This is a genomic window from Halorussus vallis (genome assembly GCF_024138165.1).
Taxonomy (GTDB): Archaea; Halobacteriota; Halobacteria; order Halobacteriales; family Haladaptataceae; genus Halorussus; species Halorussus vallis.
Genome location: NZ_CP100000.1, coordinates 771,787 through 787,774, shown reverse-complemented (window position 1 = coordinate 787,774; position 15,988 = coordinate 771,787). Strand labels below are relative to the sequence as shown.

The 15,988-nt window shown below is 66.2% G+C and carries 15 protein-coding genes; 11 read left to right on the top strand and 4 right to left on the bottom strand.

The features are described from left to right. Positions 1-49 precede the first annotated feature (49 nt). Positions 50-643, bottom strand: coding sequence for a DNA-3-methyladenine glycosylase family protein (locus NGM07_RS04155; RefSeq protein ID WP_253517543.1), 594 nt, complete (start codon positions 641-643; stop codon positions 50-52). Between the two features lie 253 nt (positions 644-896). Next, a complete protein-coding gene (locus tag NGM07_RS04150) occupies positions 897-1,268 on the bottom strand; it encodes a DUF7344 domain-containing protein (RefSeq protein WP_253517540.1) in 372 nt (123 codons plus the stop codon). Positions 1,269-1,790: 522 nt separating this feature from the next. Here NGM07_RS04150 and NGM07_RS04145 point away from each other — a divergent pair. Then, on the top strand, positions 1,791-2,327 hold the full coding sequence (locus NGM07_RS04145) for a methyltransferase domain-containing protein (RefSeq protein ID WP_368410273.1): 537 nt from the start codon (positions 1,791-1,793) through the stop codon (positions 2,325-2,327). A gap of 115 nt (positions 2,328-2,442) precedes the next feature. Here NGM07_RS04145 and NGM07_RS04140 read toward each other — a convergent pair whose 3' ends face one another. Then, positions 2,443-3,270 (bottom strand): class I SAM-dependent methyltransferase, encoded by an 828-nt coding sequence (locus NGM07_RS04140; protein WP_253517538.1) that lies wholly within the window; start codon positions 3,268-3,270, stop codon positions 2,443-2,445. 159 nt (positions 3,271-3,429) lie between these two features. Here NGM07_RS04140 and NGM07_RS04135 point away from each other — a divergent pair, with 159 nt between their 5' ends. After that, the gene (locus tag NGM07_RS04135; protein ID WP_253517535.1) at positions 3,430-4,254 is read left to right on the top strand and encodes a helix-turn-helix transcriptional regulator; all 825 of its coding nucleotides are present in this window, start codon (positions 3,430-3,432) and stop codon (positions 4,252-4,254) included. A gap of 146 nt (positions 4,255-4,400) precedes the next feature. Here NGM07_RS04135 and katG read toward each other — a convergent pair whose 3' ends face one another. Beyond that, a complete protein-coding gene (katG, locus tag NGM07_RS04130; protein WP_368410272.1) occupies positions 4,401-6,584 on the bottom strand; it encodes a catalase/peroxidase HPI in 2,184 nt (727 codons plus the stop codon). Between the two features lie 518 nt (positions 6,585-7,102). Here katG and NGM07_RS04125 point away from each other — a divergent pair. The 9 genes from NGM07_RS04125 to NGM07_RS04085 all read left to right on the top strand — a co-directional run bounded on the left by NGM07_RS04125 (position 7,103) and on the right by NGM07_RS04085 (position 15,956). Then, complete coding sequence (locus NGM07_RS04125; RefSeq protein WP_253517530.1) at positions 7,103-8,386, top strand: ABC transporter substrate-binding protein; 1,284 nt, start codon at positions 7,103-7,105, stop codon at positions 8,384-8,386. A gap of 18 nt (positions 8,387-8,404) precedes the next feature. Further along, positions 8,405-9,271 carry a branched-chain amino acid ABC transporter permease gene (locus NGM07_RS04120; RefSeq protein WP_253517528.1) on the top strand — a complete coding sequence of 289 codons (867 nt, stop codon included), beginning with the start codon at positions 8,405-8,407 and terminating at the stop codon, positions 9,269-9,271. Positions 9,272-9,274: 3 nt separating this feature from the next. Next, complete coding sequence (locus NGM07_RS04115) at positions 9,275-10,477, top strand: branched-chain amino acid ABC transporter permease (protein ID WP_253517526.1); 1,203 nt, start codon at positions 9,275-9,277, stop codon at positions 10,475-10,477. After that, on the top strand, positions 10,467-11,285 hold the full coding sequence (locus tag NGM07_RS04110) for an ABC transporter ATP-binding protein (protein ID WP_253517524.1): 819 nt from the start codon (positions 10,467-10,469) through the stop codon (positions 11,283-11,285). Before NGM07_RS04115 ends, NGM07_RS04110 begins: the two co-directional genes overlap by 11 nt. After that, on the top strand, positions 11,282-12,115 hold the full coding sequence (locus tag NGM07_RS04105; protein WP_253517523.1) for an ABC transporter ATP-binding protein: 834 nt from the start codon (positions 11,282-11,284) through the stop codon (positions 12,113-12,115). The genes NGM07_RS04110 and NGM07_RS04105 overlap by 4 nt, the downstream gene beginning before the upstream one ends. A 131-nt stretch (positions 12,116-12,246) precedes the next feature. Further along, a complete protein-coding gene (locus NGM07_RS04100) occupies positions 12,247-13,824 on the top strand; it encodes a long-chain-fatty-acid--CoA ligase (protein ID WP_253517521.1) in 1,578 nt (525 codons plus the stop codon). Between the two features lie 12 nt (positions 13,825-13,836). Then, a complete protein-coding gene (locus tag NGM07_RS04095; protein WP_253517519.1) occupies positions 13,837-14,634 on the top strand; it encodes an enoyl-CoA hydratase/isomerase family protein in 798 nt (265 codons plus the stop codon). A gap of 1 nt (position 14,635) precedes the next feature. After that, entirely contained in the window at positions 14,636-15,049 is a 414-nt protein-coding gene (locus tag NGM07_RS04090; protein WP_253517517.1) for a thioesterase family protein, read from the top strand. Between the two features lie 181 nt (positions 15,050-15,230). Next, complete coding sequence (locus NGM07_RS04085) at positions 15,231-15,956, top strand: cupin domain-containing protein (RefSeq protein ID WP_253517515.1); 726 nt, start codon at positions 15,231-15,233, stop codon at positions 15,954-15,956. Positions 15,957-15,988: the final 32 nt, after the last annotated feature.

The window sequence follows — 15,988 nt, the reverse complement described above, 5'->3', positions numbered from 1 at the left end:
GATGCCGCAGTCGTGGCCGGAGGCCAGCGGCCGTCGGACCGACGGGCCGTCACTTACTGGACTCGTAATCGGCCCAGATGTACCGCGTGGCGATAGACCGATACGGTCGCCACCGCTCTGCGATTTCCCGCATTTCGGCGCGCGTCATCTCGGCACCGTTTCCGTATAGCTCCTCGATACCCCGGCGAACGGCGAGGTCTCCGAGGGGAAGGATGTCCTCCCGCTCCAACACGAACAGCAGGTACATCTGCGCGGTCCACTCCCCGATACCCTTGACGGCGGTCAGTTCCTCGACGACCTCCTCGTTCGAGTGGCCGGCCAACCCCTCCCTCGAGAAGTCAGACTCCCGAAAGGCCTCCGCGGCGTTCCGCATGTACTTGATCTTCATCCCGGACAGGCCGGCGTCGCGGAGCTCCTCCTCGTCCGCTTCCAGCACAGCGTCGGGAGTGACCTCGTGGTTCAGATGTTCGAACACGCGGCCTCTGACGGCCGCCGCCGACGCGGTCGAGAGCTGTTGGTTGATGATCGAGATACAGAGTCGTTCGTACTCCGACCAGTCCTGTTCGACGTAAGGGTCGTGTTCGTCGATGAGCCGTGCCATCACGTCGTCTTGGCGAAGTACAGCGAGGGCCTCGTCGTGCATTCGGTACGGACAACAGGGTTGCGAGGGGTATATGCATCTCGGATTCCGACTTCGCTCGGTCCCCGTTCCGCCGGACGTGCAGGCCCGGTTTGGTCGCCGATTTCTCTCCACCGCGGCCGAGAGCGTCGGCGAAGGACGGCAGGGGTAGGCGCTCTGCAGAAGGGAGGGCGACGAATGCCGAACGGTCGGCCGAGGACGCCCGGAGGTCGGCGAGTCGGCGGCGTGCCGTGGTGCCGTGACGTCGGCGGCGCTCTCAGGCGACGTTCTCCTCGTCGGCGGCGAGGTCGAGGTACTTCGACAGCGGAGACTGTTCCCGCGAGGTCAGTTCTACGATCTCCATCTCGGGGTCGAAGGCGACGACGCCGGCGTCGGCCAGTCGAGGGAGGTGGCTGTGATAGAGGTCGGCGCGGACGCGCGCCTCGTCGGTCGCCCCTTCCTCCCACTCGGCGATGCGCGCCGCGAGTTCGGCGAGCGAAACCGCCTCGTCCCGCCGCCGGAGGTGGTAGAGCGCGTACCGTCGCCGACGGTTCGAGAGGAGTTCGAGGGCCTCGTCGAGACGGGGAGAGATGGTCCGTTCGTCTCCGAGGCGGCTCCGGGGAACGCCGGTGGAGTCAGCATCCATCATACGCTCGAATAGGTGCACTCCGGTACAAAAAGGACGATGCCTAACGACTTAGGTACGCGTTCGGGCAACCCTTATCCCCGGGGGTCGTCTAGTAAGCGGTGCGTACCTCAAGTCCCCGCCCGAGTACTCCCACACGGGAGCGATGACCGCGCGGAGAACCCGGGTACGCGACATCAGTGGGTCGGCTACCCCTAATCAGCCCGCCCGGCACGAGGGTTTGCCAGCCGACGCGGCACGCCGCCTCGGGATGACGCTGGAGGTTAGTGTTCCGGGCGCACATTTCGTCCGCACAACAGCGACGGTTCTGGAGTTCGATACCGCCTTACGCATAAGCCGTTGGAGAACGCATCGATAGAGGAGGGAGCAGACACGCGTATCGTATGAACGAAACGACCGATTCGTCGGAGCGCCGGACGCAGTTAGAGCGCGGTCGGCGAAAGTGGGACTTCTGGAGCGCGCGAGTCGCTCTGGGACTTCTACGAGCAGGACACCCTCGAGCACCGGAGAGAAGCCGTCTCTCGGCTGGGCCTCGAACTGGGCGACGCCGTCGTCGATATCGGTTGCGGGCCGGGGACGAATTTCGAACTGCTCCGAGAGGCGGTCGGCCCCGAGGGATGCGTTCTCGGCGTCGATTACAGTGCCGGCATGGTAGCGCGAGCGAACGAGCGAATCGAAGCGCACGGCTGGAAGAACGTCGAAATCGTTCGCGCCGACGCGACCCGCCTGGCACTCGACGCCGACCGGTTCGACGGGGCGCTGGCGACGACCGCGGTGAGCGCCACGCCGGACGTTCGCGCGGTCGTCGAGAACGTCCACGACGCGCTCGAACCGGACGCGAGATTCGCCGTGTACGAGATTCGGCTGGTCCCGTCGGGTCCCGGTCGGGTACTCAACCCGCTCGTCCGTCGTTTCTATCGGGTGGTCGGAAACTGGAACTCCGAGGAGGACGTCCTCGAACGGCTACGAGACTCGTTCGAGGACGTCACGGTCGTCGAAACCTTCGCGCTGGGAACGAACTACGTCGCCGTGGCGCGCAAGGCGAGCGGAAATCGGACGTAGTGCCTCGAGAATCGCATCGAGACATCGTGCGCCCGGAGCGGGCAGAAGAGGAGACACGTGTCCGCTCCGCCGAGAAACCCCTCGGCCTCCCGGTCGACGACGGACCCGGTCGCCGCTAGCGACGTGCGACGAGCACGTGCGACTCCATCGGAAAGACGACTCCCTCGTCGTCGGTGTACTCCCGGAGCGCCGCCTCCAGTTCGCCGACGAGAGCCGCCCGGTCGTCCCGTCCGACGTCCTCGAACGACTCCGACAGCGGCGAACTGGCGACCTCCTGACGAACGAACTCCTCGGCCGAAGGGTAGCGCACGGAGACGATTTCGATGACGACCGACGACCCGTCGAATCCGGCTTCGCGGGCGAGGCGTCGAAGGTCGTCCCCGTTCCACGCGGGGAACGGGGAGCGTACCGTCTCCTCGGCGTCGTCGCCGACGGAGCGTGACAGGACGTCGGCCAGTTCGACGTAGCCGGGGTTGAACTCGACCGGTCGCCAGACGTCGATTCCGACGCGCCCCTCCGGGGTCAGTACGCGACGCATCTCCCGAAGTGCGGCGACGGGGTCCGGAAAGAACTGCAGGGCCTGTTGGCAGAGGACGACGTCGAAGCTCCCGTCCGGAAACGGGAGGTCGGTCGCGTCTCCCCGGCGCCACTCGATGGGCGGTCGGTCCTCGTCGTCGGCCTCCCGAGCGACGTCGAGCATCCCCTCGTTCACGTCGAGTCCGACCACGGCGCCTCCTTCGCTCGCCCTGGATGCCGCCAGTCGCGCCACGATGCCGGTGCCACAGCCCGCGTCCAGCACGGTATCTCCGTCGCGTACGCCGACTCGGTCGACGAGTCGCTCGGCCCGCGGCGCGAACAGTCGCGGCACCAGATACGCTTCGTAGGCTGCCGGGGCGTTCCGGTCGAGTTGCCACCCGGTCGTCGGCCGCTCTCGGTCACTCATGGCGTCCCGACGGGACGCCGCGGAAGGTGATTTAGCTACCTCGCGAAAGTTTTCACGCCGTGAAACCCTCCCCGCTCTCCGTCTCGAACGCCGTCCTCGCCGGGAGTTCGACGGCGGTGCTCACCGAACGGTTTAGGTCGGTGCGAGAGTACATCTAGCATGAGTTCTCCAGTCGAGGAGATCGAGTTTCTCGCCCGCTCGGACCACCGGGTGGGGGTGCTCGGTGCGCTGGCCGGCCGCCCGCGCGACCGACACGAACTGCGAACCGCGACCGGCGCTTCTTCGCCGACGATGGGTCGAATCCTCTCGGACTTCCAGGAGCGTCGGTGGGTCGTCAGGGTCGGTCCGACGTACGAACTGACGCGACTGGGCGAGTTCGTCGCCGAGCGGTTCTTCGCCCTCCGCGACGCGATGGCGACCGAACGGAAACTCAGGGACGTCTGGCGGTGGCTTCCCCGTGAGATGGAGGGGTTCTCCGCGGACTTGTTCGCCGACGCGGTCGTCTCGTACCCCGGACCCGACTACCCGTACCGGCCCGTCGAACGCGTCACCGAACTCATCGAGGAGACCGAGACGATGCGGGGATTCGGGACGACCGTCTTCAAGTCGAGTAACAACGAAGCCGTCTGCCTAGCCATCGTCGACGGGATGGAGTACGAGTACGTCTTCTCGCCGGAGGTCTTCGAGGCGACGGTCGCCTGGAACCCCGAGAGGGTAGCCGAAGCGGCGGCCTGCGAGAACTGCACCGTCCTCCTGCACGACGACTTACCCGACGGGAAGCGGTGCGGCCTCGGCATCTTCGACGACCGAATCGACATCTGCTGTCACGACGCCGAGACGGGGATGCTCGAAGCCGTCGTCGACACCGACGCCCCCGAAGCGCGCGAGTGGGCCCTCTCGGTCTTCGAACGGTACCGCGCGGAAGCCAGACCGCTCGGCGCTCGGGAGAAGCGGTCGGTCTTCCCGTCGGAACTGACGCCCTGAACGACTCGACGGGCGGCCGGGGGACGCCAGTAGCTACCCGTCCGTCCGGGGCTGTTTCATGTAGCGAACCATTTCACGACGACGAGAGCGAAGCGAGACGAAGACAGAAGAAAGGGAGACGAAGACCGAGAGAGAAAGCGTCGAGATTACTCGAGGTCGAAGCGGTCGAGCTTCATCACCTTGCTCCACGTGTCCACGAAGTCGTGGACGAACTCCTCTTCGGCGTCGTCGGCCGCGTAGACGCTCGCGAGCGCTCGCAGTCGGGAGTTCGAACCGAAGACGAGGTCCACACGGGTAGCGGCCCACTCGACTTCGCCGGTTTCGCGGTCGCGCACCTCGAAGACGTCGTGGGAGTCCGAGTGCGCTTCCCATCCCGTAATGTCCCTGTCCTGGGAGTCCGAGACCGCTTCCCACTCGTAGTCCATGTCGAGCAGGTTCACGAAGAAGTCGTTGGTCAGGGTCTCTGGCTGGTCGGTGAAGACGCCGAGTTCCGACCCCTTGTAGTTCGCACCCAGCGCGCGCATGCCGCCGACCAGGGCCGTCATCTCGTCGGCCGTGAGGTCGAGGAGGTCGGCCTTGTCGACCAGCAGCTCCTCGGCCGAGAGGTCGTGGTCGCCACCGAGGTAGTTACGGAACCCGTCCGCCTCGGGTTCGAGCGCCTCGAACGACTCGACGTCGGTCTGCTCCTGCGAGGCGTCGGTACGGCCCGGTTCGAACGGAACCTCGACGTCGTACCCGGCGTCCGTCGCGGCCTTCTCGACGGCCGCGTTGCCGCCCAGGACGATCAAGTCGGCGAGCGAAACCCGCTTGCCGTCGGACCGCGAGCCGTTGAAGTCCTCCTGGATTCCTTCGAACGTCTCCAGCACCGTCTCCAGTTCCTCCGGCTCGTTGACTTCCCAGTTCTTCTGGGGTTCGAGTCGGATGCGGGCGCCGTTCGCTCCGCCGCGCTTGTCGCTGTCGCGGTACGTGGACGCCGACGCCCAGGCGGTCTTGACGAGTTGGGAGACGGACAGGTCAGAGTCGAGGATCTCCTCTTTGAGTTCGGCGATCTCCTCGTCTCCGATCAGTTCGTGGTCGACCTCGGGGACGGGGTCCTGCCAGAGCATCTCCTCGTCGGGAACCTCCGGACCGAGGAACCGGACCGGCGGGCCCATGTCGCGGTGGATGAGCTTGTACCACGCCTTCGCGAACGCCTCCTGGAACTCGGCGGGGTTCTCCTGGAAGCGCTCGATGATCTCCCGGTAGTCTGGATCTCGCTTCAGCGCGACGTCCGTCGTGAGCATCATCACGTCCTCCCTCTCCGACGGGTCCTCGGTGCCGGGTGCGGCCTCGTCGAGCGAGCCGTCCTTCGTGGTCCACTGCCACGCACCGCCGGGCCCCTTCTGCGGTTCCCACTCGTGTTCGAGCAGGTTGTTGAGGTAGCCCATGTCCCACTGGGTCGGCGTGGAGTTCCACGGACCCTCGATACCGCTGGTGATCGCGTCGCTTCCTTTGCCGGAACCGTGGCTGCTCCTCCAGCCGAGGCCCTGCTCCTCGATGGGGGCGGCTTCGGGTTCGGGGCCGACGTGCTCCTCGGGATCTTCGGCGCCGTGGACCTTACCGAAGGTGTGACCGCCCGCGATGAGCGCGGCCGTCTCCTCGTCGTTCATCGCCATGCGGCCGAACGACTCCCGGATGTTCTCCGCCGACCCTTCCGGGTCCGGTTCGCCGTCCGGTCCCTCGGGGTTCACGTAGATGAGGCCCATCACCGTGGCGGCGAGCGGCTCCTGAAGCTCGTCCTCCTCGTCGAAGCGCTCGGACGCCTCCCACTCGCTCTCGGGCCCCCAGTAGACGGCTTCGTCGGGTTCGTAGGCGTCTTCGCGTCCGCCGGCGAAGCCGAACGTCTCGAATCCCATCGACTCCAGGGCGACGTTCCCGGCCAGGACGATGAGGTCGGCCCACGAGAGTTTGCGGCCGTACTTCTGCTTGACCGGCCAGAGCAGTCGGCGCGCCTTGTCGAGGTTCGCGTTGTCGGGCCAACTGTTGAGCGGCGCGAAGCGCTGGGTACCGCCGGACGCGCCGCCGCGACCGTCGCTGGTGCGGTACGTGCCGGCGCTGTGCCACGCCATCCGGATGAAGAGCGGTCCGTAGTGGCCGTAGTCGGCCGTCCACCAGTCCTGCGACGTCGTCATTACGTCCTCGATGTCCGCCTTTACTTCGTCGAGGTCGAGTTTCTGGAACTCCTCGGCGTAGTCGAACTCCTCGCCCATCGGATCGACCGGGCGGGCGTTCTGGTCGAGAACCTTCAGGTTCAACTGGTCCGGCCACCACTCGTGATTACGCCCTCGCATCATCGGCGTTTCGTCGTTTGACATTGGATGTGTCTCCTACAGTTCATCGATGCGAGCAATCGTCTATAAATCCACCGATGATATTTTCCCTTTACCCGTATTTATGTTACGGCAAGAGACACACATTTCGTGTGATGGAAGAATATATTTCCGTATACCGTTATTCTCTTCGCAATTCGGTCCGTTCGGTCGCCGGAACCGAAAGCCGTTATCGCCGTCTCTGTTCGTTTCCGGTGGCGCTCGTCCGCGGACGTTCGGTCGCGCGGGAGCGACGGCAAGGACGATGTGCGTCTCATGTTCGACTTCGCGTACAACACCCACCACCGCCCGTGGACCTCCGGCGGGGTCGTTCGGGGCAGAATCGCCAGCAGTGAGAGGGGTGTCACCATCCCACACATTTATGTGCATAGTAATGGAAACGAACATCCGGGACTATGGTTAACGATGATAACCGAGCGGGCGACAAACGGTCGGGTGAAAGGAATGGCGGGAGAATAGACAACAATGCTAAAAATCGAGTGGCGGCGGGAATCGACCGGCGCCGGTTCCTGCGGTTCGCGGGCGCGGGCGTCGCGGGAACGTCGGTGGCGGGCTGTATGGGCGGGTCGCAGTCGAGCAGTTCGAAGAAGCTCCAGGGCGGGCCGCTGAAGATTGGAGTCCTCGCGCCCGAACCCGGGAACAACCCCATCGGCGCGTCCATCGCCAACTCGGCGAAGTTGGCGGCCAAACAGCTCAACGACGACGGGGGCGTCCTCGGCGCGAACGTCGAGGTTTCGGTCAAGGACACCAAGGAGGACCCGGCCACCGGCAAGCGCAAGTACCAGGAACTGACCGTCGGCGAGCAGGTCGACCTGACGACCGGGGTGTTCACGAGCGAGGTCCAGATGAACCTGATGTCGTCCATCGCCCAGCAGCAGACGCTCCACATGAGTACCGGCGCGGCGACGCCGGAGGCAACCCGGAAGGTCGCACAGAACTACGACCGGTTCAAGTACTACTTCCGGGTCGGTCCCGTCAACTCCCACTACCTGGGCCAGAACATGGTCGACTTCGCGAAGGCCAACTTCGAGTCGATGGGTTGGAAGTCGGTCGCCATCCTCGCGGAGGACTACAAGTGGACCGAACCCATCTCGAAGGCGCTCACCGGGTCGCTGAGCCAGGCGGGCATCGACGTGCCGATAAACAAGCGCTACGCCGGCGGCACGCAGAACTTCTCGCCCATCTACGACCAGGTCGCGAACGCGGGCGTCGACGCGGCCTACGTCGTGATGGCCCACACCGGAACCTCGGCGGTGGTCCAGTGGCACAAGCAGAAACGACCGTTCGAGTTCGGCGGCATCCACGTGCCGATGCAACTGCCTTCGTACTACAAGGCGGTCAACGGCGCCTGCCGGTACGCGGTGACTCAGAACTCCGCGACGCCGACCAGCAAGATAACCAAGAAGACGGTGCCGTACGCCAACGCCTACCAGAAGGCCAACGGCAAGTACCCCGTCTACACCGGCTACATCACCTTCGACGCTGTGAAGATGTACGCCGAGGCGGTCAAGCAGGCCAAGAGCAAGGAGGCGGGCAAAGTCATCCCGAAACTGGAGAACATGTCCTACACGGGGACCACGACCTCGTCGCTGGAGTACTACGGGAAGGACCACGAGTACCCCCACGACGTGAAGTACGGCAAGAAGTACGCGTGGCCGGTCTGGCTCCAGTGGCGCGAAACCGGCGGGTCGGGCAGCCAGGAGGTCATCTGGCCCGAGAACCTCGCGTCGACCAAGTACCAGGCGCCGCCGTGGATTAACTGAACTCCCTACCTTCGACACATGGTCAACGTACTCACGACGGCCGTCAACGCCGTCATGATAAGCGCGCTGTACGCGCTCGTCGCCATCGGATTCACGCTGATATTCGGCGTCGGCGGCGTGTTGAACCTCGCCCACGGCGCGACGCTCACCATCGGCGCGTTCACGGCGTACTACGCCACGGCCGCGTTGGGGCTGGGAATCTGGACCGGAACGCTTGCCGCGCTCGTCGTCGCCGGCCTGTTCAGCGCGGTGCTCTACCTCGGGATGATTCGCTGGGTGCAGGACGAACCGATAATGGTGATGATACTGACGCTGGTGACGTCCATCGCCGTCGAGCAGGTGTTCGTCGTGGTCTTCGGCACCCAACCGAAGGCGATTCCGTCGCTGTTGCCCGGCCAACTGTCGGCGGCGGGCATCACCGTCCAGACGAACCAGGCGCTGACGTTCGCGCTCTCGTGGTTGCTCATCGGTGCCCTCATCGTCGCGGTCAACTACACCCAGACCGGCAAGGCCATCCTCGCAACCAGCATGAGTGCGAAGGGAGCGGCGCTCGTCGGCATCGAGAGCGACCGGATGTACCTCTACACGTGGTTGCTCGCGGGCGCGCTCGCGGGCGTGGCCGGCGTCTTCCTCGGGTCGTTCCGGACCGCGAGCTACACGATGGGCCGGGGGCCGCTCGTCCTCTCGTTCTCCATCGTCGTGCTCGGGGGCATCGGCTCCATCCGCGGGAGCGTGCTCGGCGCGTACCTCATCGGCTTCCTCGAAGTGTTCGTGGTTTCGTACGTCGATTCGAGCCTGAGCGGACTGGCGTCGCTGGTCGTCCTGGTCGTCGTGCTACTGGTCAAGCCCGAGGGACTGTTCGGCCGCGAACTCGCGGAGGCCTGACCCATGTCCGAGGACGTGACCACCGAACGGTCGACCTACCGCGACCTGCTCGATCCGACGTCGCTGGCGCTCCGGCACAAACTCGGCCTCCTCGGGTTGGTCGCCATCGGTCTGCTCCCGCTGGGAGTCGGCCCGCTGATGGCGCTGAAGCTCACCGGCGCGCTCTACTTCGCGGTGTTCGCGATGAGTTGGGACGCCGTCTCGGGCTACACCGGCCAGATAAGCTTCGGCCACGCGCTGTTCTTCGCGGTCGGAGGCTACTCGTCGGCGCTGCTCAACCTCGGCTGGGGCGTCCCACCGGCCGCGGCGATACTGGCCGGGACGGTGCTCGCGGCCGTCGCGGGCATCGTCGTCGGCGTGCCGGCGCTCAGGCTCGAGGGGCCGTACCTCTCGCTCATCACGCTGGTCGCGCCGCTCATCCTGCTCCAGATATTCATCGTGTTCAGCGACATCTTCGGCGGCGAACTCGGCCTGTCGAGCCCCGAGGCGCTGCTCACGTTCGAGAGCTTCGAGACGGCCATCACGGCCAACTACTACCTGGCGTTCGGGCTGTTCGTGTTCGTGCTGGTGCTGTTGCTCGCGGTCACGCGGTCGGACGCCGGCGCGGTGTTCACCGCCATCCGCGAGGACGAGGACGCGGTGGCGGCGGCCGGACTCAACCCGGCGAAGTTCAAGATATTCGCGTTCGTGCTGAGCGCCGCCGTCGGCGGCCTCGCCGGCGCGATGTTCGTCCACACCCCGTCGGTCGGGAGTCCCCAGCCGAGCCAACTGCTCGTGCTGACCGTCAGCATCGAGGTCATCATCGCCGCAGTGCTGGGCGGCATGGGGACCATCGTCGGCCCGGCGGTCGGCGGCCTGGTGTTCTACATGCTCCGGGACTACCTCGGCGGACTCACCTGGACCGTGCCGGTCGTCGGCGTGCCGGTGTCGGAACTCGACCTGCTGTTGTTCTCGCTGGTCACGCTCGCGCTGCTGTTCTTCCTGCCGGGCGGCGTCGTCCGCTGGGCGATACGGAACGGTCGGCGGGCGATGCGCCGCGGCGAACCGGGCGCCGACCGGGCGGTTCCAGACGGCGGCGAGCGGGTCGAGGACCTGCGAACGCCGCTGGAACGAACGCTCGACAGCTACGACGAGGCCTTACGCGACCGACTGAACCCGCAGGAAGGCGACCGACCGACCCCTCAGGAGGACGACCATGAGCGCTGAAACCGACGCCGACGACGCCCGAACCGAGCCGAAGACCGCCCCCGACTCCGAGTCGGCGACGTACGGGCCGGACGACGGCCTCCTCGTCCTCGACGGCCTGACCAAGCGGTTCGGCGGCCTGACCGCGGTCGACGACCTCTCGTTCGCGGTCGAGGAGGGCGAGATACTGGGGTTCATCGGGCCGAACGGCGCGGGCAAGTCGACGACGTTCAACTGCGTCACCGGCACCTACCCGCCCACCGAGGGCACGGTCTGGTACCGCGGCGAGGACGTCACCGGCGAACCCGCCTACGAGATGGTCGGGCGCGGGATGGCCCGTACCTTCCAGTCGTTCCGGCCGCTAGAGGACCGGACCATCGTCCAGAACGTCGCGCTCGCGCTGATTCCCGACCGCATCCTGTCGCTGTCGGGCCTGCGCGGCGAAACCCGACAGCGCGCGACCCGCATCTGCGAGCGGGTCGGCCTGGGCGACCGACTGAACCAGTTCCCCGACGAACTGCCCCACGCAGGCCTGCTCCGACTCGAACTCGGCCGGGCGCTCGCGACCGGCCCCGACCTACTGTTGGTCGACGAACCGTTCGCCGGCCTCTCGAACCAGGAGGTCGGCGAGATATCCGAACTGCTGGAGTCGCTCCGGGACGACGGCATCACGCTCGTCGTCGTCGACCACAACATGCGCGGCCTGCTCTCGCTCATCGACCGGGCGCTGGTCATCCAGTTCGGGTCGAAGATCGCCGAGGGTCGCCCCGAGGAGATAAAGCGGAACCCCCGCGTCCAGGAGGCGTATCTGGGAGGCGATTCGCTGTGAGCGCCGACTCCGGACCCCACGGCGGCGACGCCGACGGACGAGTCGACGACGCCGAGACTGAGGCGGAACCCGAAACGCCCGAGTCGGCGGCGCGCGCCGCCGACTCGGGCGGACGAACCGACCCCTCGGAAGCGGTCTTGCGCGCCGAGGGCCTCCGAGTTTCCTACGGCGAGGTCGCCGCGCTCCGCGGACTCGACTTCCACGTCGAGGCGGGCGAGATAGTCTCGGTCATCGGCCCCAACGGCGCGGGCAAGTCGACGCTCGCCGACGCCGTCTCGGGCCACCTGCCCTACGAGGGGAGCGTCACCTACCGCGGCGCGGAAGCTTCGAGCGCGGGCCCGAGCGAACTCGTCTCACGGGGGTTGATTCACTGCACCGAGACGCGGGACCTGTTCGGCTACATGACCGTGGCCGACAACCTCGACCTGGGCGCGTACCGCCACCGCGCCGACAAGCGAGAGCGACTGGAGTTCGTCTACGACCTCTTCCCGGTCCTCGAAGACCGGTCGGACCAGAACGCCCGGACGATGAGCGGGGGCGAACAGCAGATGCTCGCCATCGGCCGGGCGCTGATGAGCGACCCCGACCTGCTGTTGCTCGACGAACCGACGCTCGGCCTCGCTCCGGTCATCCTCGACGATATCAGCGACGGCATCGAACAGATTCGGGACGCGGGCGTGACGGTGGTGCTCTGCGAACAGAACGTCACCTTCGCGATGGACCACGCCGACCGCATCTACCTGCTGGAGAACGGCCGGTTCGAGCGCGAAGGACCGCCGGAGACGCTCCGGGGCGACGAGTACATCCGCGACGCCTACCTCGGCGGGTAACCCCCGTTCTTTTCCACCGTAAAGATTTACTGATGTAGTTCTAGTACTGTTAGAACAACTCGGCCGGGGAGACAAGATTGGTTCCCTCCGGGGGAAATCCTTTAGGGTATGAGATACGATACCTACGGTACATGGCAAACCTTGTCACGAACGTCGCGTCGGTCGCGCAGGAACACCCCGGGGAGACGGCGGTCTCCTACGAGGGCCGGGACCTCACCTACGAGCAGTTCTGGGCGCGAACGGGCCAGTTCGCCGCCGGGTTGGCCGACCGCGACGTCGGCGCCGGCGACCGGGTCGCCGTCTACCTCCCGAACGTCCCACAGTTCGTGACCGCGTTCCACGGGACGCTCCGGGCCGGCGGCATCGTGGTGCCGATGAACCCCCAGTACAAGGCCCGAGAGATCAGCCACCTGCTGGCCGACAGCGGCGCGAAGGCGGTCGTCACGCTGTCGGACCTCGTCCCGTTCGTCGAGGAGGTCAAAGACGACACCGACGTCGACCACGTCGTCACGGTCGGCGAGGAAACCGACGCCGGCACCGACTTCGAGGAGTTCCTCGGCGACGGCCAACCCGACATCGTCGACAGGGACGACGACGACGTCGCGGTCCAGCCCTACACCAGCGGGACGACCGGCGAACCGAAGGGCGTCCAGTTGACCCACCGGAACCTCGCGTCGAACGCCGACACGGCGGCGGGGCTCGTACCGGAGGGCATCCGGACCGACGACCGACAACTCGGCGTGCTCCCGCTGTTCCACATCTACGGGATGACCGTCGTGATGAACGCGACGCTGTTCAACGGCGGGGCGTACTACCCGCTACCGTCGTGGGACGCCCAGCAGGCCGTCTCGCTCATCGAGGACGAACGGCTCACGCTAATGCACGGCGTGCCGGCGATGTACAACGACGTCATCAACCAGCCGAACGCCGAGGAGTTCGACCTCTCGTCGCTCCGACTGGCGGGCGTCGGCGGGTCGGGCATCCCCATCGAGGTGCTCCGGCGGTTCGAGGAACTGTACGACGTGGAGGTGTACGAGGGCTACGGACTCACCGAAACCAGCCCGGTGACCCACTTCAACAGCCCCAATCAAGGCCGGCGGGTCGGCTCCATCGGCAAACCGCTTCCGGGCGTCCAGTCGAAGATCGTCGACCGCGAGTTCAACGAGCGCCCCCGCGTCGAAGAGGGTCCCGTAGACGAGGACGAGTTCGACCTCGACGAGATAACCGGCGAACTCGTCGTCGCCGGCCCGAACGTGATGAAAGGGTACTACAACCTGCCCGAGGCGAACGAGGACGCGTTCACGGAGGTCGACGGCACACGGTGGTTCCACACCGGCGACATCGGCTACTGGGACGAGGACGACTTCTTCTACGTGGTCGACCGCCAGAAGCACATGATCAACACGGCGGGGTACAACGTCTACCCCCGCGAGGTCGAGGAGTTGCTGTTCGAACACGAGGGCGTCGCCGACGTCGCCGTGGTCGGCATCCCCGACGACCGACGGGGCGAGACCGTCAAGGCGTTCGTGGTGCCCGCGCCGGGCGTCGACGTGACGCCCGACGAACTCAAACAATTCTGCCTGGACAACCTCGCGGAGTACAAACACCCCCGCGAGGTCGAGTTCGTCGAGGAACTCCCCCGGACCACGACCGGCAAGGTCCAGAAGTTCGAACTCCGCGACCGAGAGTCGAAGAAAGCCGCCGAGTGAGCAACGGACACGATGTCAGACCAACCCACGACGCTCGAAATCGACGACGGGGTCGCCACGATAACGCTGAACCGCCCCGGCCGGCGCAACGCCCTCTCGGAGGAAGTCTCGGCCGGCGTCCGCGACGCGCTCGACGAAATCGCCGAAACCGACGACGCCCGGTGCGTCGTCGTCGAGGGCGCGGGCGAGGCCTTCTCGGCGGGCGGTGACGTCGACGCGATGCGCGAGCGCTTCGAATCCGACGAACCGCTCGACGAACAGGTGTTGCGCCTCGAACGGACCACGAGCGAGACGATTGCCCGACTGGCGACGTTCCCGTTGCCGACCGTCGCCAAGGTCGACGGCGTAGCGTTCGGCGCGGGGGCGAACCTCGCCATCGCCTGCGACCTCCAACTCGCGAGCGACGACGCCGCCGTCGGCTTCGGGTTCCGGCAGGTCGGCCTCAGCGTCGACGCCGGCACGTCCTACCTGCTCCCGCGCATCGTCGGCGAGAACGTCGCCAAGGAACTGGTGTTCACCGGCGAACTGGTCGAGGCCGACCGGGCGCTCGACCTCGGCCTGGTGAACCACGTCTACCCCGCCGACGAATTCGACGACCGGGCCGACGAACTGATCACGCGCATCGCGTCCGGCCCCACGGTCGCGCTCCGGCACGCCAAGCGGCTGCTCGGCGAGGGGTTCGACAAGTCCGTCGAGCGCGCGATGTCCGACGAGGCGACCGCCCAGGGCATCGTCTTCGAAACCGACGACCACGCCGAGGGCGTCCGGGCGTTCCTCGAGGACCGCCGACCCGAGTTCGAGGGGCGGTGACGTGAGCGACGACCCGCTCTCGGCGATAGCGCCGGGGTTCGAACACGAGGCCACATGGGAGGTCGGCGAGATAGAACCCCAGGAGGTCGCCGACGGTATCGAGATCGCCGCCACCCCCGAAATCGTCGGTTACATGGAGCAGACCGTCTACGACGGCGTGGTGCCTCGACTCCCTGAGGGCCACCGCATCGTGGGCGTCCGCATCGAGTGCGACCACCGCGCGCCCACGCCCGCGGGCGAGGAAGTGACCGTCTCGATAACCGTCGAGGAGATAGACGCCGAGAAGGGCCAACTCGTCTCGTCGGCGACGGTCGAGGACGACTACGGCACCGCCGCGACCGGGCGGATGCGCCACGCGGCCGTCGAGCGCGAGATGTTCGCCGAGCGCGTCAGGCGGCGGTTCCGGGGTGAGTGACCGTCTAACGGCAGATAGTAGTCCGTTTTCGTTGTTCGCGTTCGCTCGTGGAACAGCACCGAGAGACGTATTCGGCGGCTTGCAACAGCTGACCATCTTGCACCGTCTGCACAACAACCACTTGTTACTCGACCGTCGCCAGGTAGTTACTTACCGCTCGTAATGGTAGCTATCACGGCTCTTGAAACCACCGGAGGGGTTTCTGAGGCCGATAACGGTTCTCCGGGAGGAGAACGGGTGGGAAGAACCCATGGCAACACCAAAGAACGAAGATGCGGGGGAAGGGCAAGACTGGAACTGGGAACTAACGGAGCACCTCGAACAAGCCGACCGCACGACCGACGACCGGCTTGGAATAGGACGACGTCCGCTGCTGAAAGCGCTCGGTGCTGGCGCTGCGCTCTCGGTGGGCAGTAACACGGCGATTGCCGACGATACCGAGGACGACGGAGAGCGGGTCGACCGGGCGAAGCGTTTCGAAACCGAGGTAAACCAGGCGGAGGGCTTCGAGACCGAAGTGGTCGCACCCCACGCGACCTTCCCCGACGACGTGGCTGCGGCGTACGGCGTCGCCTACCGGGACGGTGCCGCGGAACTGGCATTCGTCCCTGATGCGTCGACCGTGGTGCTCGTCAGAGCACGCCTCGAGCCCGGAGGGACGAGCGGCTGGCACGTCGACAGGGGACCGGCCATCGCCGTCGTCGTCGAAGGTGAAATCGACGTTACCTTCGGGGATCGGTGCGTCACCCGCACCTACACGGCAGGAGAGGCGGTCGTCGCTACCGGGAAGCACGCCGACATCGTCGAGAACGCGAGCGACACCCAGCCGGCGATGGCGTACATAATCTTCCTCGGCGTGCCCGCCGGTGAACCACCGTCGAACCCCGTCGAGCCGCCGGACTGCTAAGAACGCGACCACGATACGCTGTGACGGAGATT

Excerpts from the sequence above, each read along its gene's own strand:
- katG (WP_368410272.1), bottom strand. The coding sequence starts at position 6,584 with ATGCGAGGGCGTAATCACGAGTGGTGGCCGGACCAGTTGAACCTGAAG.
- NGM07_RS04110 (WP_253517524.1), top strand. The coding sequence starts at position 10,467 with ATGAGCGCTGAAACCGACGCCGACGACGCCCGAACCGAGCCGAAGACC.
- NGM07_RS04140 (WP_253517538.1), bottom strand. The coding sequence starts at position 3,270 with ATGAGTGACCGAGAGCGGCCGACGACCGGGTGGCAACTCGACCGGAAC.
- NGM07_RS04115 (WP_253517526.1), top strand. The coding sequence starts at position 9,275 with ATGTCCGAGGACGTGACCACCGAACGGTCGACCTACCGCGACCTGCTC.
- NGM07_RS04100 (WP_253517521.1), top strand. The coding sequence starts at position 12,247 with ATGGCAAACCTTGTCACGAACGTCGCGTCGGTCGCGCAGGAACACCCC.
- NGM07_RS04155 (WP_253517543.1), bottom strand. The coding sequence starts at position 643 with ATGCACGACGAGGCCCTCGCTGTACTTCGCCAAGACGACGTGATGGCA.
- NGM07_RS04095 (WP_253517519.1), top strand. The coding sequence starts at position 13,837 with ATGTCAGACCAACCCACGACGCTCGAAATCGACGACGGGGTCGCCACG.
- NGM07_RS04135 (WP_253517535.1), top strand. The coding sequence starts at position 3,430 with ATGAGTTCTCCAGTCGAGGAGATCGAGTTTCTCGCCCGCTCGGACCAC.
- NGM07_RS04150 (WP_253517540.1), bottom strand. The coding sequence starts at position 1,268 with ATGATGGATGCTGACTCCACCGGCGTTCCCCGGAGCCGCCTCGGAGAC.
- NGM07_RS04120 (WP_253517528.1), top strand. The coding sequence starts at position 8,405 with ATGGTCAACGTACTCACGACGGCCGTCAACGCCGTCATGATAAGCGCG.